The organism is Hominimerdicola intestinalis (assembly GCF_054655215.1).
This window is the reverse complement of sequence record NZ_BAAHNZ010000001.1, coordinates 309,206-322,080: the sequence shown is the minus strand read 5'-3', so window position 1 is coordinate 322,080 and position 12,875 is coordinate 309,206. Positions and strand designations below refer to the sequence as shown.

The window sequence follows — 12,875 nt, the reverse complement described above, 5'->3', positions numbered from 1 at the left end:
TTGATGAAAGGAGCTTTAATATGGCTGAAATAGGAGTTGACTATTACCCCGAGCACTGGGACGAAAAACTCTGGGAGCAGGATGCGGAGCTTATGTCTCAGACAGGAGTAAAGCTTGTCCGTATGGCTGAGTTTTCATGGTCAAGACTTGAACCCTCTGAAAATAAATTCGATTTTGAATGGCTGGATAAAGCAATAAAGCTTTTTGCAGACAGGGGAATAAAGGTAATCCTATGCACCCCGACCAACTGTCCTCCGCTTTGGCTGTATGAAAGCTATCCGGACGCACTTCAGACCGAACGCTCCGGACAGCCTATTGCTACCGGAATAAGAGGTCACAGATGCTATAACTCCCCCTCCATCAGAAAGCTTTCGGAAAGGATTATCAGAAAGCTTGCCGAACGTTACAGAAGCAATTCGGCTGTTGCTGCATGGCAGATAGACAACGAGCTTGACGCCGCTCATTGCTGCTGTCCGGTATGCACCGAAAAATTCAGGACATACCTTAAAAATAAATACAGAAGCCTTGAAAGCATAAACAAAGCCTTCAGAAATAATGTCTGGAGCGGCGAATATTCTGAATGGACGCAGATAAAACCGCCTTTCGGAAGCTATCCTTTAGGCTGGTACAATCCCTCATATATGCTTGAATGGCACAGATTCTGCCAGAACAGCGTCAATGATTTTGTTAGGTTTCAGACGGAGCTCATAAGGGATATAATTCCGGGAGCTGTTATAACGACAAATACCTGGCTTTGTGAAAATACTCCCGATTTCTACAGTATGTTTGAACCTCTCGACTTTGTTTCCTACGACAATTATCCTCCGGTAAAGCTGCCCGACGATCCTGACACCTTGTATTCTCACAGCTTTCATCTAGACCTTATGAGAGGAATAAAACAGAAAAACTTCTGGATAATGGAGCAGCTGAGCGGTCCTCAGGGCTGCTGGATGCCTATGACGACTGTTCCGAAGCCCGGAATGATAAAGGGTTACGCTTTGCAGGCGATAGCAAGAGGAGCGGACGCAGTTATACATTTCCGTTGGCGCAGCGCAGTTTCGGGAGCAGAAATGTTCTGGCACGGACTTATAGACCAGAGCGGAGTTCCTTCCCGCAGATTCTTTGAGTTTTCGGAGCTTTGCAGAGAAGCAGCAGCTATAGATACCGAAGGGACCTCCGTCAGCTCCAAAGCTGCCCTGCTGTATTCCTCTGATACCGAAAGTGCTCTTAAGATACAGCCTCAGACCGACGGATTTCATTACTACAGCCAGCTAAAAGCCTTTCATGACGGCGTTACCTCTCTTGGCGCAAACTGCGATATAATAAGCGAAAGCTCAGACCTTTCCGCTTACTCGGTCATTATTGCACCGACTATGTTTATAACGGATATAAGCGTTGTACAACGGCTTTACAGCTTTGCTGAAAAAGGCGGAACTGTAGTCCTGACAAACCGAAGCGGCGTAAAGGACGAAAACAATAACTGCATTATGTCGCCGCTGCCCTCCGTATATACGGAGCTTGCAGGCTGTACAGTCGAGGAATACGATCCTGTCGGCTGGGATACCGCACATATTGCCATGAACGGCAGAGAATATGAGGTCACAAGCTGGTGCGACATTTTAAAAGCCGGCGACGCTGAAGTTATTGCAGAATACACCGACCGTTTCTACAAAGGGTCTCCCGCCGTTACCGTAAATTCCTTCGGAAAAGGCCGCTGCTATTATGTAGGAACTGTCGGAAAAAGAAGCTTTTACAAGGATCTCTGCATCGAAATACTTTCCTCTGCCGGAGTTGATCATATTCCTGATCTCCCCGATAACGTTGAAATTTCTGTACGCCAAGGGGCAGGGAAAAAGCTGACCTTTATTTTCAATAACAATGATAAAGCGGCCGAATTTGATTATTGCGGCAGGCATATAAGCCTGAAGCCTTTTGAAATTGAACTGTTAAAAGAATAAAAAGGCGTAACCAAATGATAATAGCAGCTGACAGAATAACGGGATTTTCCCGTTATTTTTATAAACAGAGCATATGGTCATAATATTTTGAATAAATTTCTGAAAACCCCTTGACTCTCCTCCTGCGTTATGCTTTATACTAAAATCAAGGAGATGAAAGCTATGAGATTTTCTATCGGAGAAACTGCCGAAATAACAGGAGTAACCATTCGTACATTGCGTTATTACGATAAAATCGGACTGCTGAAGCCGGCTGAGATCTCCGATGCAGGCTATAGGTATTACACGGAAAAAGAAATTGCGGTTTTACAACAGGTATTATTTTATCGTGAACTGGAGTTTTCACTTGAAGATATCAAAGGCTTGCTTTCAGCTCCCGAAGCTATCAGACGTCAGGCTCTTGAAAAGCACCGTAAGCTGCTTATAATGAAACGTAAGCGCATTGACGGTCTTATCAGGCTTGCGGAGGAAACTATAGGAGGAAAAATTATGAGCATACAAAATATCACCGCCGACGACATCGAAAAAGCGAAGGCGCAGTACGCCGAAGAAGTCAGAGAACGTTGGGGCGGCACAAAGGAATTTGAAAAAAGCGAGAGCAGTTTTTCCAAGCTTTCAGACTCGGGAAAGGAACGCCTTGCTTCGGAGCAGGACGAGATCTTCTCCGCATTTGCAGCGTGTGCAGATAAAGCTCCCGACAGCGCAGAGGTACAGGCTCTGGTAAAACGCTGGCAGAATTTTATTTCTGAAAATTACTATAAATGCACCGCTGAGATCCTGGCGGAACTGGGAAAAATGTATCTTTCAGACGAGCGGTTCAAAAACTATCTTGACAGCTACGGAAACAAAACGGCTCAGATTATGAGCGAAGGAATAAGAGCTTACTGCGGCGGATAAAAATCAAAGGCATATAACGGATAATACGTTATATGCCTTTTTCCTGCCGCCTGTGTTTCCTGCAGGTTGATTTTGTTTCGCAAAGTATCGCAGAAATCCATTGCTTTTAAACGGCGGTTGATATATAATATAAATAAAGCCAAGACTCAAACCGATTTCCGTTAAGGAGGATCTATGAACGATATTAATCTGTCTGAAAATCTTGTGCGGCTCAGGCACACAAAAAAGCTGACGCAGGAACAGCTTGCGGATTTTCTGGGCGTTACAAAGGCTTCCGTTTCAAAGTGGGAGACCCGCCAGAGCCTGCCGGATATACTTCTGCTGCCGAGACTTGCCGCATTCTACGGAGTAACGGTTGACGAGCTGATAGGCTATGAGCCTCAGCTTAGCCGGGAACAGATACAAAAGCTGTACTCGGAGCTTGCCGCCGACTTTGCCTCCCGTCCATTCGATGAAGCATTTAAAAAAACGCGTTTGCTTATTAACAGATACTATTCCTGCTATCCGTTTCTTCTTCAGGTAGGTATACTCTATTTAAACCACCTTGATCTTGCCGAAAAGGAGCAGCGTTGTGAAATTCTCAATGAAATATCAGCGCTATGCACACATATTGCAGACAGCTGTACCTCAGCAGATATATGCGCCGACGCAGCCACGCTTAAAGCAATGACCGATCTGCAGCTGGGGAAAATCCGGGAAGTAATAGATTCCCTCGAACCTGTTTCCGATCCGAAGAGAATATCAAACAGCAGCGGTTCAGTTTTGATCCAGGCCTATATGCTTTCGGGTCAGAAGGAAAAAGCACTTGATATGTGTCAGATTTCAATGTATCTCGGGCTTTTAACTCTTATTGGCTCTTCAGTTCAGTACCTTTCTGCTGCTGCCGGTGAACTTTCCGACTGCGAGGAAACGATAAGGCGCACAGACAGGCTCATAGAAGCATATCAGCTTGAACTGCTTCACCCCAACTCTGCCGCTCAGTTTTATTATCAGTCTGCTCTGGTCTATGCTTATCACGAATGCTTTGACGCTGCCGCCGAAAGGCTTTTAAAATATGAAAAAACTGTACGGCATTTGCTCTCAGAGGATAATTTGAAGCTTCACGGTGACTCTTACTTTGACCGTATTGATAAATGGATAGAGGCTTTGGAACTTGGCTCAGCGCCTCCCAGAAATATACGGGCCGTTGCAAGAAGTTCATGGGAAATACTTGAAGAACCGCTTTTTGAACCGCTTAAACAAAACCCTGCGTTCAAAAAAATATTAGGATCACTAAAAAAGGAGTACAGCAGATATGAATAATATAAAAGAATTTCTTCCGTTTCTGATCCCGCTTATAATCGCCGAATTTGCCCTGCTTTTCTATACAGTACGCCATATCCTTACTCACAGTACCTATAAAAGAGGAAACAGAACGATCTGGCTTATTATAGCTGTTGTCGGTATGGAATTTATAGGACCCGTTCTGTATTTTATCTTCGGCAAGGACGACAGCTGAAGCTATATAACGCTAAGAAAGGAAAACGCTTTAACAAAGGTAGATTAAAAATGAATATACTTACATTAAACAATATATCAAAGCGCTTTGGAGATAAATCGGTGCTGAACGGTCTTAGCATGGAAGTACCTGAACATACCGTTTTCGGATTCGTCGGGCAGAACGGAGCAGGTAAAACCACCGCAATGAAAATCATTCTCGGACTTATGCGCCCCGACAGCGGAGAAGCCTTTATAAACGGAGAAAGAGTAAGCTGCCTGAAAAACAAAACCAACCGCTTTATAGGCTATCTTCCTGATGTGCCGGAATTTTACTCCTATATGACGCCGAAAGAATATCTGTCCTTCTGCGGAGAAGTATCAGGAATGACTGCTTCGGAGATCAAGAAAAGAACTGATGAGCTTTTGCAGCTTACAGGTCTTGAAAATGAGAACCGCAGGATAAAAGGCTTTTCAAGGGGAATGAAACAGCGGCTCGGAATAGCTCAGGCAATGCTCAGCCGCCCGCAGCTCCTTATCTGCGACGAGCCTACCTCCGCTCTCGACCCGTCAGGCAGAAAGGAAATACTTGATATTCTCCTTTCGGCAAAAAGCAGCTCCTCGGTAGTATTCTCCACACATATACTTTCCGACGTAGAGAGAATATGCGACAGGACGGCTTTTCTTCACAGCGGCAGGATAGTGCTTCAGGGAAGCCTAGACGAGATAAAAGCAGTACATTCAGCGCCGGGCTATGAAGCAGAAACCGAATTATCCGACGACTCAGAAAAGCTTGCTGCCGCCTTTCCCGGATCTGTACGGACTGGCTCAAACCGTGTAGTATTCAGCGGAAAAACAAAGCAGCGGGATATCCTCGGCTTTATTTCCGAAAATAATATACCCCTGCATAAATTTGAAAGGCAGGAGCCGTCGCTTGAAGCGCTGTTTATGGAGGTGACCGGAAAATGAAAAGCTTCTGTGCATTTTTCAAAAAGGAATGGCTTGAGCTGGCTCGTACCGGAAAGCTGACGGTACTTATAATACTGTTTCTGATCTTCGGCATAATGAATCCCGCTATAGCAAAGCTTACTCCGTGGCTGATGAAAACCCTGTCAGGCTCGCTTGAAGGCTCGGGTCTTACTGTAACAAATATAACTGTAGATCAAGTAACCTCGTGGACTCAGTTCTATAAAAATATACCCGTTGCCCTTATCATTTTTATTCTTTTGCTGTCGGGAGCTTTTACCTCCGAATATCAAAAGGGAACTCTTATTCAGGTTTTGACAAAGGGCGCATCAAGGCATGGTATCCTTGCCGCAAAAACATCGGCGCTAATGCTGCTGTGGTCAGGGTGCTTCTGGCTCTGCTTCGGCGTTACCTTCGGCTATAACGCTTATTTCTGGGGAAACGGCACGCCTGAAAGCTATACTGCTCCGGCTCTTTGCTTCTGGCTTTTCGGAATATGGCTTATCTCGGCGGCGGTACTGTTTTCTGCGGCGGCAAAAAGCAGTTCTTCCGTTATGCTCGGCACCGGCGCAGTATTTATCGCCGCATATTTGTCAGGTCTTTTTCCGGCGGCGGAAAAGCTTTCTCCCACAAGGCTCATGCAGTCCGCACCCCTGCTTGCAAAACAGGCTTCTGCTGCTGATTATCTTCCGTCAGCGCTGACCGCCGTCTTGCTTTCAGCCGTATTCATTATTGCCGCCTCGCAAATTTTTCTCAGAAAAAAACTGTGAAACTAACCACGCTGTTCATACTGAAATGAACAGCGTATTATTTTTATAGGAATTTATGATGCGATCATATAAATTGCCCAACACGTTTTAAAACTGCCCGCTATGTGCACTTCGGAGACTTTTAAATAAAAAAACACGCAGATAACCTTATTATGCAGTATCAGAAAAAATATTCGGCTTTGCCCTGAGCAGAACCTCGGGCATACACGAAGCCGAGGAGTTTGCCGCTGAAATTTCCTGTAAAACTTATACGTCGTTTCTTAAAACAGACCTTATAACGAATCCCGACGGCTATGTCCGGAGAATAACCGGACACGTTTATTCAAGGTATATAGCTGATAAAAAAATTTTTCCTTCAGCGATATAAGTGATTTATCCCTGCCTCATAACAACGGAACACAGGAAAATCTGGAAAGCGAAAACCCTATCAATGACAAAACGGGAACAGACCGTTCAGTTCTGCTCCCGTTGATATTTGAATTTATAAAGTAATAAACGGCCGCCTTTCAACCAGCATTTTCTCCGTAAAGCCGTCTACATAAAGCAGCTCAAGGTCATTCACAAAATACTTTATATTAGTTCTCAGCTCGACTATAGCCTCCGCAAGCTCCGTTTCAATTAAAAGGCTTTCGGAAAGCTCCTCAGCAGAAGCAGTATTTATATTTACTGTTCTCATCTGCTCAGCAGCTTCAGCAGTGGTCGGCGACGTCTTCGCTTCGGTCTTTGACTCTGCGGTAACGGTTTTGCTCTCCTCCTGCCGCGTCTGCTCCGTTTCTTCAGGTTCACGGTACTCTGTTTGTTCCTCCGGCTGAGTAAGCTCGGCATAATCCCGATCAGAAACAAACAGATATTCCTTCAGCTTATTTAAAGTTGCTTCGCCTATCCCGTCGATCTCTAGCAGCTGATCCATATTACAGATGACCCCGACTCCGCTGCGGAATCCGATAATTTTCTGTGCAGTAACCTCACCTACTCCGTCTATCTGAATAAGCTGCTCTGCTGTTACAAGATTTATATCTGCCGGAAAGCTGTAAACGATCTCAGTTTTCTGCACAGCTGCCGACTTCGCCGAAGACGTTTTAGACGTTATTGTTTTCCTCGAAGTCTTTGCATATACGGTAGTCTGGACCGAGCCGCTGACCCTTCGGCTTACGGTTGATGTCTTAGCAGAAGAGCCTTGAGATTCATAATATACTTTTATCTGCTCATTTTGGGTGTTTCCTGCACGATTAATAAAAAAAGCCGCTGCGCCGGCAGATAAAACAACTGTAACGCAAACGGCTGCAACAACCGATGAAATCTTGGTTTTTACCTCAGAAACATTTTTTCTCTTGTCAGAATCTTTATTGTCATTTTCCTGCAAGATATTCACCTCACAGACCATAAGTGTCGAATATTGTCGTTTTTCTCATTTAAAGAATAACATATTATGGAGAAAAATGCAAGAGGGGGGAGCAAAAAAATATGATTTTTTACATATTATTTACTATTAGCGTTAAATCAGACCGCTGTCTTTATGATTTGTTTATATTGCCGAGATGTACTTTTTTACATTATACTTTTCCGAACGCTGATCGAATTCACAAAGCTTCCAGGACTCTCTGATTACTTTCAAAAAATCAAAAATGGTCTGCAATCTGTTTTTTTGCAGCAGCCTTGTTCCTAACGACCGACTAAAGCTGTGAAATCCTCGGCAGAGTTTCCATACATCTTCTCGTAATAGTTCTGATACTCACCGCTGATGATGGCCTCCCACCAGTCACGGTTCTCCAGATACCATTTTATCGTCTTTCGGATGCCGTCAGCAAATCTTGTTTCCGGCAGCCAGCCAAGCTCATTGTGGATCTTAGTCGGATCGATCGCATAGCGCATATCGTGACCCTTTCGATCCGTCACATATGTAATTAGAGAATATGGTTTCCCAAGCGCATCGCAGATGATTTTTACAATATCAATATTGCACATCTCATTGTGTCCGCCGATATTATAGACCTCGCCGACTCTGCCCTTGTGAATAATAAGATCAATCGCCTTGCAGTGATCCTCAACATACAGCCAATCGCGCACATTCAGACCTTCTCCGTAAACAGGAAGCGGCTTATCATTCAGTGCATTGGCGATCATGAGCGGGATCAGCTTCTCAGGAAAGTGATACGGGCCGTAATTGTTGGAGCAACGAGAGATACTAACAGGCAGACCATAGGTTCTGTGATAAGACAGTGCGAGCAAATCGGCAGAGGCCTTTGAGGAAGAATACGGACTGCTTGTGTGTATCGGCGTTTCTTCCGTGAAAAACAGGTCCGGACGGTCTAGCGGAAGGTCGCCGTACACCTCATCGGTACTTACCTGATGATACCTCTTTATCCCATATTTTCGGCAGGCATCCATAAGCACAGCCGTACCGATAATATTTGTACGGAGGAAAATACCCGGGTTCTCAATACTTCTGTCCACATGAGATTCTGCCGCAAAATTCACCACGATATCGGGCTTCTCCTCTTCAAAAAGCTTATAAACCGCTTCCCGGTCGCATATATCTGCTTTCACAAACCTAAACTGTGGATTGTCCATCACATGGGCAAGTGTGGATAAATTTCCCGCATAAGTCAGCTTATCCAGGCAGATGATCCTATACTCAGGATATTCCTTCAGCATATGAAAAATAAAATTACTTCCAATAAATCCAGCACCGCCGGTTACGATTATTGTCATATCAAAACTCCTTAATACAAAAACCTGTCTTCTGCCACTCTGCGCAGATGCTCACCATACGGTGATTTTCCGTAAATCTCTGCCGACTCAAGCAATTGTTCTTTGCTAATCCATCCCTCATGATATGCCACTTCTTCGAGAGCGGAAATTACAACATCCTGCCTGTTCTGCACGTTCTGAATAAATATCGACGCTTCCATAAGGCTGTCCATTGTACCTGTGTCAAGCCATGCAAAGCCTCTGCCGAGAATCTGTACCTTGAGTTTCTTCTCACGCAGATACATCCCATTAAGTGTCGTTATTTCAAGCTCGCCTCTGCCAGAAGGCTTTAATTTCTCTGCCATTTCCGAAACTCCGCCCGGATAGAAATACAATCCTGTAATGCAATAGTTGGATTTAGGATTCTTAGGCTTTTCCTCAACCGACAGTACATTGCCTTTTCTATCAAACTCGACGATCCCAAACCGCTCCGGGTCTTTTACAAAGTATCCGAAAATCGTGGCTAATCCTTGCTCAGCATTCTTTTTTGCTTCAGTCAAATTTTTTCTGAACCATCCGCCATAGAAAATGTTATCGCCAAGAATCATTGCGCAAGGCTCGTCACCGATAAATTCTTTTCCAATAATAAACGCCTGCGCTAATCCGTCAGGAGACGGCTGAACTGTATATGTAAGATGAATACCAAAATGACTGCCATCGCCGAGAAGCTCCTCAAACCTCGGTGTGTCTGTCGGCGTTGAGATAATCAATATATCTCTTATTCCCGCAAGCATAAGCGTTGACAGCGGATAATAAATCATCGGCTTATCATAAATCGGCAATAGCTGCTTACTTGTTACCCTTGTCAGCGGATAAAGTCTTGTGCCGGAGCCGCCGGCCAGAATAATTCCCTTCATATGTTTCACGTCCTAAAAACTTTATTCAAAAACGGTCTCTCCAAAAAGCAAATCCGTAAATGGTCAACTACAATACAAATTACAAAAATTCCAACGACTGAGCCTATCGCATGCAATGCAAAATACGATGTACTATATGCCCCCACATTATTCAGCATATCCTTCCACAGCCACCGCCGCATAGTATCGCTGTTTGCGTGGATAAGCAGAACTCCAAACGTGGATGCCGCAACTGTGTTTACAAACCTACTCTGCGGCACTTTCAGGTTCTTAAAGAACATAAACGAGCATACACCGTTTGTCACAGCCAAAAATGTATTTGAATCCTGCACAAACGAATACGCATCACTCAACCCAAACTTATTGCCGAACCACGCACAGCAGATGATGCTTAATACTGATACGCAGATTGAAAGTGCTGTTAAGCAGCCCCACAATCCGTTTTTATCAAACCACGGCTTCGGATAAAGCCTGATATATGATGCAATTATATAAAGCACAATAAACCATGTAACATAGTTCATCGACACCTTATGGAATGTGCCAAATAAGATATATGTAAATGCACACAACCCCAAAAGCATCAGGTGCTTTTTTTGATCTATGCTATGGATCAGGACATTCAAAAAAGGAATAAACAAATAAAAAATCAGAAAACAGCCTGCAAAGTTTGCCTCTACCTGTTTCACAGGCAAGAGCATCTTTATAAGTCCGCCAAAACTGAAAGACTCATATCCGGTCAACATAAATATCAGCCATATCATAATATGATAAAACATCACTTCCGCAAGCAGCTTGACAAACTTCTTTACCGTAATCTGTGACTTACACATAAAGTATCCCGTAATAAGGACAAAGCAGTTAATCGCAGTCTTTCCCCATGCTCCAAACAGCAAATAAAATATCGATTTTTCCGACATCAGATCGGAATACACAGAACCATTTTCGTCCAGTAGTCCTGAGTTTACTACATAGTGATGTGCTACAATCAGCAGCATTGCGATGATACGATAAAGCTCGAGGTTGGAACTTCTGACCTTACATCCAGTACCCCCACTCCCCCGATTTATGTTAACCTTTTCCGATGTTTCATTCATGCAGATTACCCCTTACACTTTAAAATCCAAAATCAATTTTTACTACGCCACTTTCAATATAGATATGTGTATCAAATGCCTCAGATAATTTTACAACCGTATCCAAAACATCCGTTTTATTTGAAAGAACTGGCCATCCTTTTATCCCCTTATTCCCCTCAAACCGAAGATCAATAGGATATATCTTTACAGCCTTCATGCCATTTTCATATTCGATACTTGCCAGAATACTTTTCCAAATTTAAAATCATGGCTTGAAATCAACTCTTCCAATTTGAAAACCCAGTATACTATTTTTCCGCCAAATGATGTGCTATAAACAAATCATAACAGCCAGATATTTTAATCATCGTCTAAATCCTCATATAACTTTGCTTAAAAACAAAGTATTCTTACTGCTTTTATCTATATAAACAAACCCTAATTTCTCATAAAACTTGATAGCCACCATGTTGGATTTTCTGACTTCAAGCACCAACCGTTCCATTCCTGCACTCTTTGACTGTTCGACAACTTCCTCCAAAAGACTTTTTCCAATACCGCGCTTCCGATACTTGGGGTCTACTGCTATTAAAGACAAATACGCATTTTTGTCTTTATCATCATTGCAATAAAATCCGGCAAACCCCATGATCTGCCCGTTTGCTTTTATCGAAATTACCCGTGCATATTTTGAAAATTTTTCAGCCAGCTTTCCCCTGTCTACCATACCGGATGACAGGGATTGAAGATATGGTGAAAATCTATCCAAAACATCGGCTATTGCTTCTTTTGTTTCCAGTTCTTCTATCATTTCTTCCATTCGCATACAACCGGCTTCCTTTTTCCAGATGCTAAAACAGGAATTTCATCAACAAATTCCACATTCACGTTTGCGCCGTCACCCAATACAGCCTTGATTTCCTTCAACGTATTTTCAACGCTTAGATTCTTATCTGCATTTAACTTTATCAAATACTCTTTCTCTGACTTTTGAATAAATTGCCACTGAACGATTCCCTGAAGGTTCTTCAATATTCTGGCAAAATTCATGGGATGCACAGGTTGCCCGGATGTGTTGTACACTAAGTCCAGTCGTCTGCCATATAATTTACTTATATAATTCCAACCATGGCTCTGTTCATTTCCTGTCGCATACACAGCCGTATCTCCCGTATCATATCTGATAAGAGGAAATGCATAATTAAAAAGATCAGTAATGACTATTCTCGCAAGCTCCCCCGGTTCTGCTTTCTCATCACTGTCCAGTTTCAGAAACTCAAAAACATAACCGGAATGGTTGAGATAATAGTTATTATCGCCAATTCTTTGTTGAGCTAGCATACCTGCTTCTTCATCCGCATACGCTTCAACAATGGGGATGCCTGCTATTGACTTCATTTTTTCTCGTGTTTCTTCATTAAGCGCTTCCGAACTAGAAACGCATACTTTGACTGTTGATAAATCTTTAGGATCGCCTTTTCCATCATCCATATACTTCACCAACGCATCATACCAAGAAGCATATGCGCGAAGTGCAACAATTTTATGCTTTTTAACTGTCTCCATAAGCATAGCAATTGTTTCATCGTCCACCTTACTTATATTGATAGGTATAATATTTTCTTTAAACGACTGCCATTTGGATTTACTCTGCCATTTTGTCCAAATTCTGCATTGACCTAGCATTTCATGAGACTTAAAGCCGACCTGTTCATTAAAATACTTCAGTTCAGCAATTCTGCGATTCCTCTTCCGTGTATCCTGCGGTATAGCAAAAGGTGTACCTGTACTGCCAGAGGTTTTCTGAATGTGAACTTTATCTCCTTCTTGCCCCGGTATTTTCTCTATAGGTACACAGACTTCGCTATAATGTTCGTTTAATATCGTCTTATTTACGACAGGAAACTGTTCCAGCCTGCAACCCGAATAATGCTTATAATAGGACGAGTATTCCGATGCATGCTTCAACAAATCATCCAGATGACCTTGCTGTATAGGAAGTCCTGTTATTTTATCTGAAAGAACTGCCTCCAAATCTTCATAAAACCTGCGAACCTTCTTTCCATGTAAATAATCATTCCCCCAGTAGAGGGTTCTCTTGATTAACCCATTAACACTTAT

At 43.2% G+C, this 12,875-nt stretch carries 13 protein-coding genes; 6 read left to right on the top strand and 7 right to left on the bottom strand.

All coding sequences use genetic code 11. The annotated features are described in order from the left end of the window. Positions 1-20: 20 nt before the first annotated feature. From ACYQ0H_RS01570 to ACYQ0H_RS01545, 6 genes are all read left to right on the top strand, one after another. Positions 21-1,958, top strand: coding sequence for a beta-galactosidase (locus ACYQ0H_RS01570; RefSeq protein WP_459811070.1), 1,938 nt, complete (start codon positions 21-23; stop codon positions 1,956-1,958). Positions 1,959-2,120: 162 nt separating this feature from the next. After that, complete coding sequence (locus ACYQ0H_RS01565; RefSeq protein ID WP_459811069.1) at positions 2,121-2,855, top strand: MerR family transcriptional regulator; 735 nt, start codon at positions 2,121-2,123, stop codon at positions 2,853-2,855. Between the two features lie 174 nt (positions 2,856-3,029). Beyond that, the gene (locus ACYQ0H_RS01560; protein ID WP_459811068.1) at positions 3,030-4,157 is read left to right on the top strand and encodes a helix-turn-helix domain-containing protein; all 1,128 of its coding nucleotides are present in this window, start codon (positions 3,030-3,032) and stop codon (positions 4,155-4,157) included. Then, a complete protein-coding gene (locus ACYQ0H_RS01555) occupies positions 4,150-4,353 on the top strand; it encodes a PLDc N-terminal domain-containing protein (protein ID WP_459811067.1) in 204 nt (67 codons plus the stop codon). Before ACYQ0H_RS01560 ends, ACYQ0H_RS01555 begins: the two co-directional genes overlap by 8 nt. A 50-nt stretch (positions 4,354-4,403) precedes the next feature. After that, a complete protein-coding gene (locus ACYQ0H_RS01550) occupies positions 4,404-5,300 on the top strand; it encodes an ABC transporter ATP-binding protein (protein WP_459811066.1) in 897 nt (298 codons plus the stop codon). Next, positions 5,297-6,067: an ABC transporter permease subunit gene (locus tag ACYQ0H_RS01545; RefSeq protein WP_459811065.1), complete on the top strand. Its 771-nt coding sequence runs from the start codon at positions 5,297-5,299 to the stop codon at positions 6,065-6,067. The genes ACYQ0H_RS01550 and ACYQ0H_RS01545 overlap by 4 nt, the downstream gene beginning before the upstream one ends. A gap of 481 nt (positions 6,068-6,548) precedes the next feature. Here ACYQ0H_RS01545 and ACYQ0H_RS01540 read toward each other — a convergent pair whose 3' ends face one another. The 7 genes from ACYQ0H_RS01540 to ACYQ0H_RS01510 all read right to left on the bottom strand — a co-directional run bounded on the left by ACYQ0H_RS01540 (position 6,549) and on the right by ACYQ0H_RS01510 (position 12,788). Beyond that, positions 6,549-7,430, bottom strand: a complete 882-nt coding sequence (locus tag ACYQ0H_RS01540) for a ComEA family DNA-binding protein (RefSeq protein ID WP_459811064.1) — start codon at positions 7,428-7,430, stop codon at positions 6,549-6,551. A gap of 299 nt (positions 7,431-7,729) precedes the next feature. Then, positions 7,730-8,779: a dTDP-glucose 4,6-dehydratase gene (gene rfbB / locus ACYQ0H_RS01535; protein ID WP_459811063.1), complete on the bottom strand. Its 1,050-nt coding sequence runs from the start codon at positions 8,777-8,779 to the stop codon at positions 7,730-7,732. 11 nt (positions 8,780-8,790) lie between these two features. Continuing rightward, entirely contained in the window at positions 8,791-9,675 is an 885-nt protein-coding gene (gene rfbA, locus ACYQ0H_RS01530; RefSeq protein ID WP_459811062.1) for a glucose-1-phosphate thymidylyltransferase RfbA, read from the bottom strand. Between the two features lie 5 nt (positions 9,676-9,680). Continuing rightward, entirely contained in the window at positions 9,681-10,772 is a 1,092-nt protein-coding gene (locus ACYQ0H_RS01525; RefSeq protein WP_459811061.1) for an acyltransferase family protein, read from the bottom strand. 19 nt (positions 10,773-10,791) lie between these two features. Continuing rightward, on the bottom strand, positions 10,792-10,971 hold the full coding sequence (locus ACYQ0H_RS01520) for a hypothetical protein (protein WP_459811060.1): 180 nt from the start codon (positions 10,969-10,971) through the stop codon (positions 10,792-10,794). 162 nt (positions 10,972-11,133) lie between these two features. After that, a complete protein-coding gene (locus ACYQ0H_RS01515; RefSeq protein ID WP_459811059.1) occupies positions 11,134-11,574 on the bottom strand; it encodes a GNAT family N-acetyltransferase in 441 nt (146 codons plus the stop codon). Beyond that, positions 11,562-12,788: an AMP-binding protein gene (locus ACYQ0H_RS01510; protein ID WP_459811058.1), complete on the bottom strand. Its 1,227-nt coding sequence runs from the start codon at positions 12,786-12,788 to the stop codon at positions 11,562-11,564. The genes ACYQ0H_RS01515 and ACYQ0H_RS01510 overlap by 13 nt, the downstream gene beginning before the upstream one ends. Positions 12,789-12,875: the final 87 nt, after the last annotated feature.

Excerpts from the sequence above, each read along its gene's own strand:
- ACYQ0H_RS01545 (WP_459811065.1), top strand. The coding sequence starts at position 5,297 with ATGAAAAGCTTCTGTGCATTTTTCAAAAAGGAATGGCTTGAGCTGGCT.
- ACYQ0H_RS01550 (WP_459811066.1), top strand. The coding sequence starts at position 4,404 with ATGAATATACTTACATTAAACAATATATCAAAGCGCTTTGGAGATAAA.
- ACYQ0H_RS01565 (WP_459811069.1), top strand. The coding sequence starts at position 2,121 with ATGAGATTTTCTATCGGAGAAACTGCCGAAATAACAGGAGTAACCATT.
- rfbA (WP_459811062.1), bottom strand. The coding sequence starts at position 9,675 with ATGAAGGGAATTATTCTGGCCGGCGGCTCCGGCACAAGACTTTATCCG.
- ACYQ0H_RS01515 (WP_459811059.1), bottom strand. The coding sequence starts at position 11,574 with ATGGAAGAAATGATAGAAGAACTGGAAACAAAAGAAGCAATAGCCGAT.
- ACYQ0H_RS01525 (WP_459811061.1), bottom strand. The coding sequence starts at position 10,772 with ATGAATGAAACATCGGAAAAGGTTAACATAAATCGGGGGAGTGGGGGT.
- ACYQ0H_RS01560 (WP_459811068.1), top strand. The coding sequence starts at position 3,030 with ATGAACGATATTAATCTGTCTGAAAATCTTGTGCGGCTCAGGCACACA.
- ACYQ0H_RS01555 (WP_459811067.1), top strand. The coding sequence starts at position 4,150 with ATGAATAATATAAAAGAATTTCTTCCGTTTCTGATCCCGCTTATAATC.
- ACYQ0H_RS01570 (WP_459811070.1), top strand. The coding sequence starts at position 21 with ATGGCTGAAATAGGAGTTGACTATTACCCCGAGCACTGGGACGAAAAA.
- rfbB (WP_459811063.1), bottom strand. The coding sequence starts at position 8,779 with ATGACAATAATCGTAACCGGCGGTGCTGGATTTATTGGAAGTAATTTT.
- ACYQ0H_RS01520 (WP_459811060.1), bottom strand. The coding sequence starts at position 10,971 with ATGAAGGCTGTAAAGATATATCCTATTGATCTTCGGTTTGAGGGGAAT.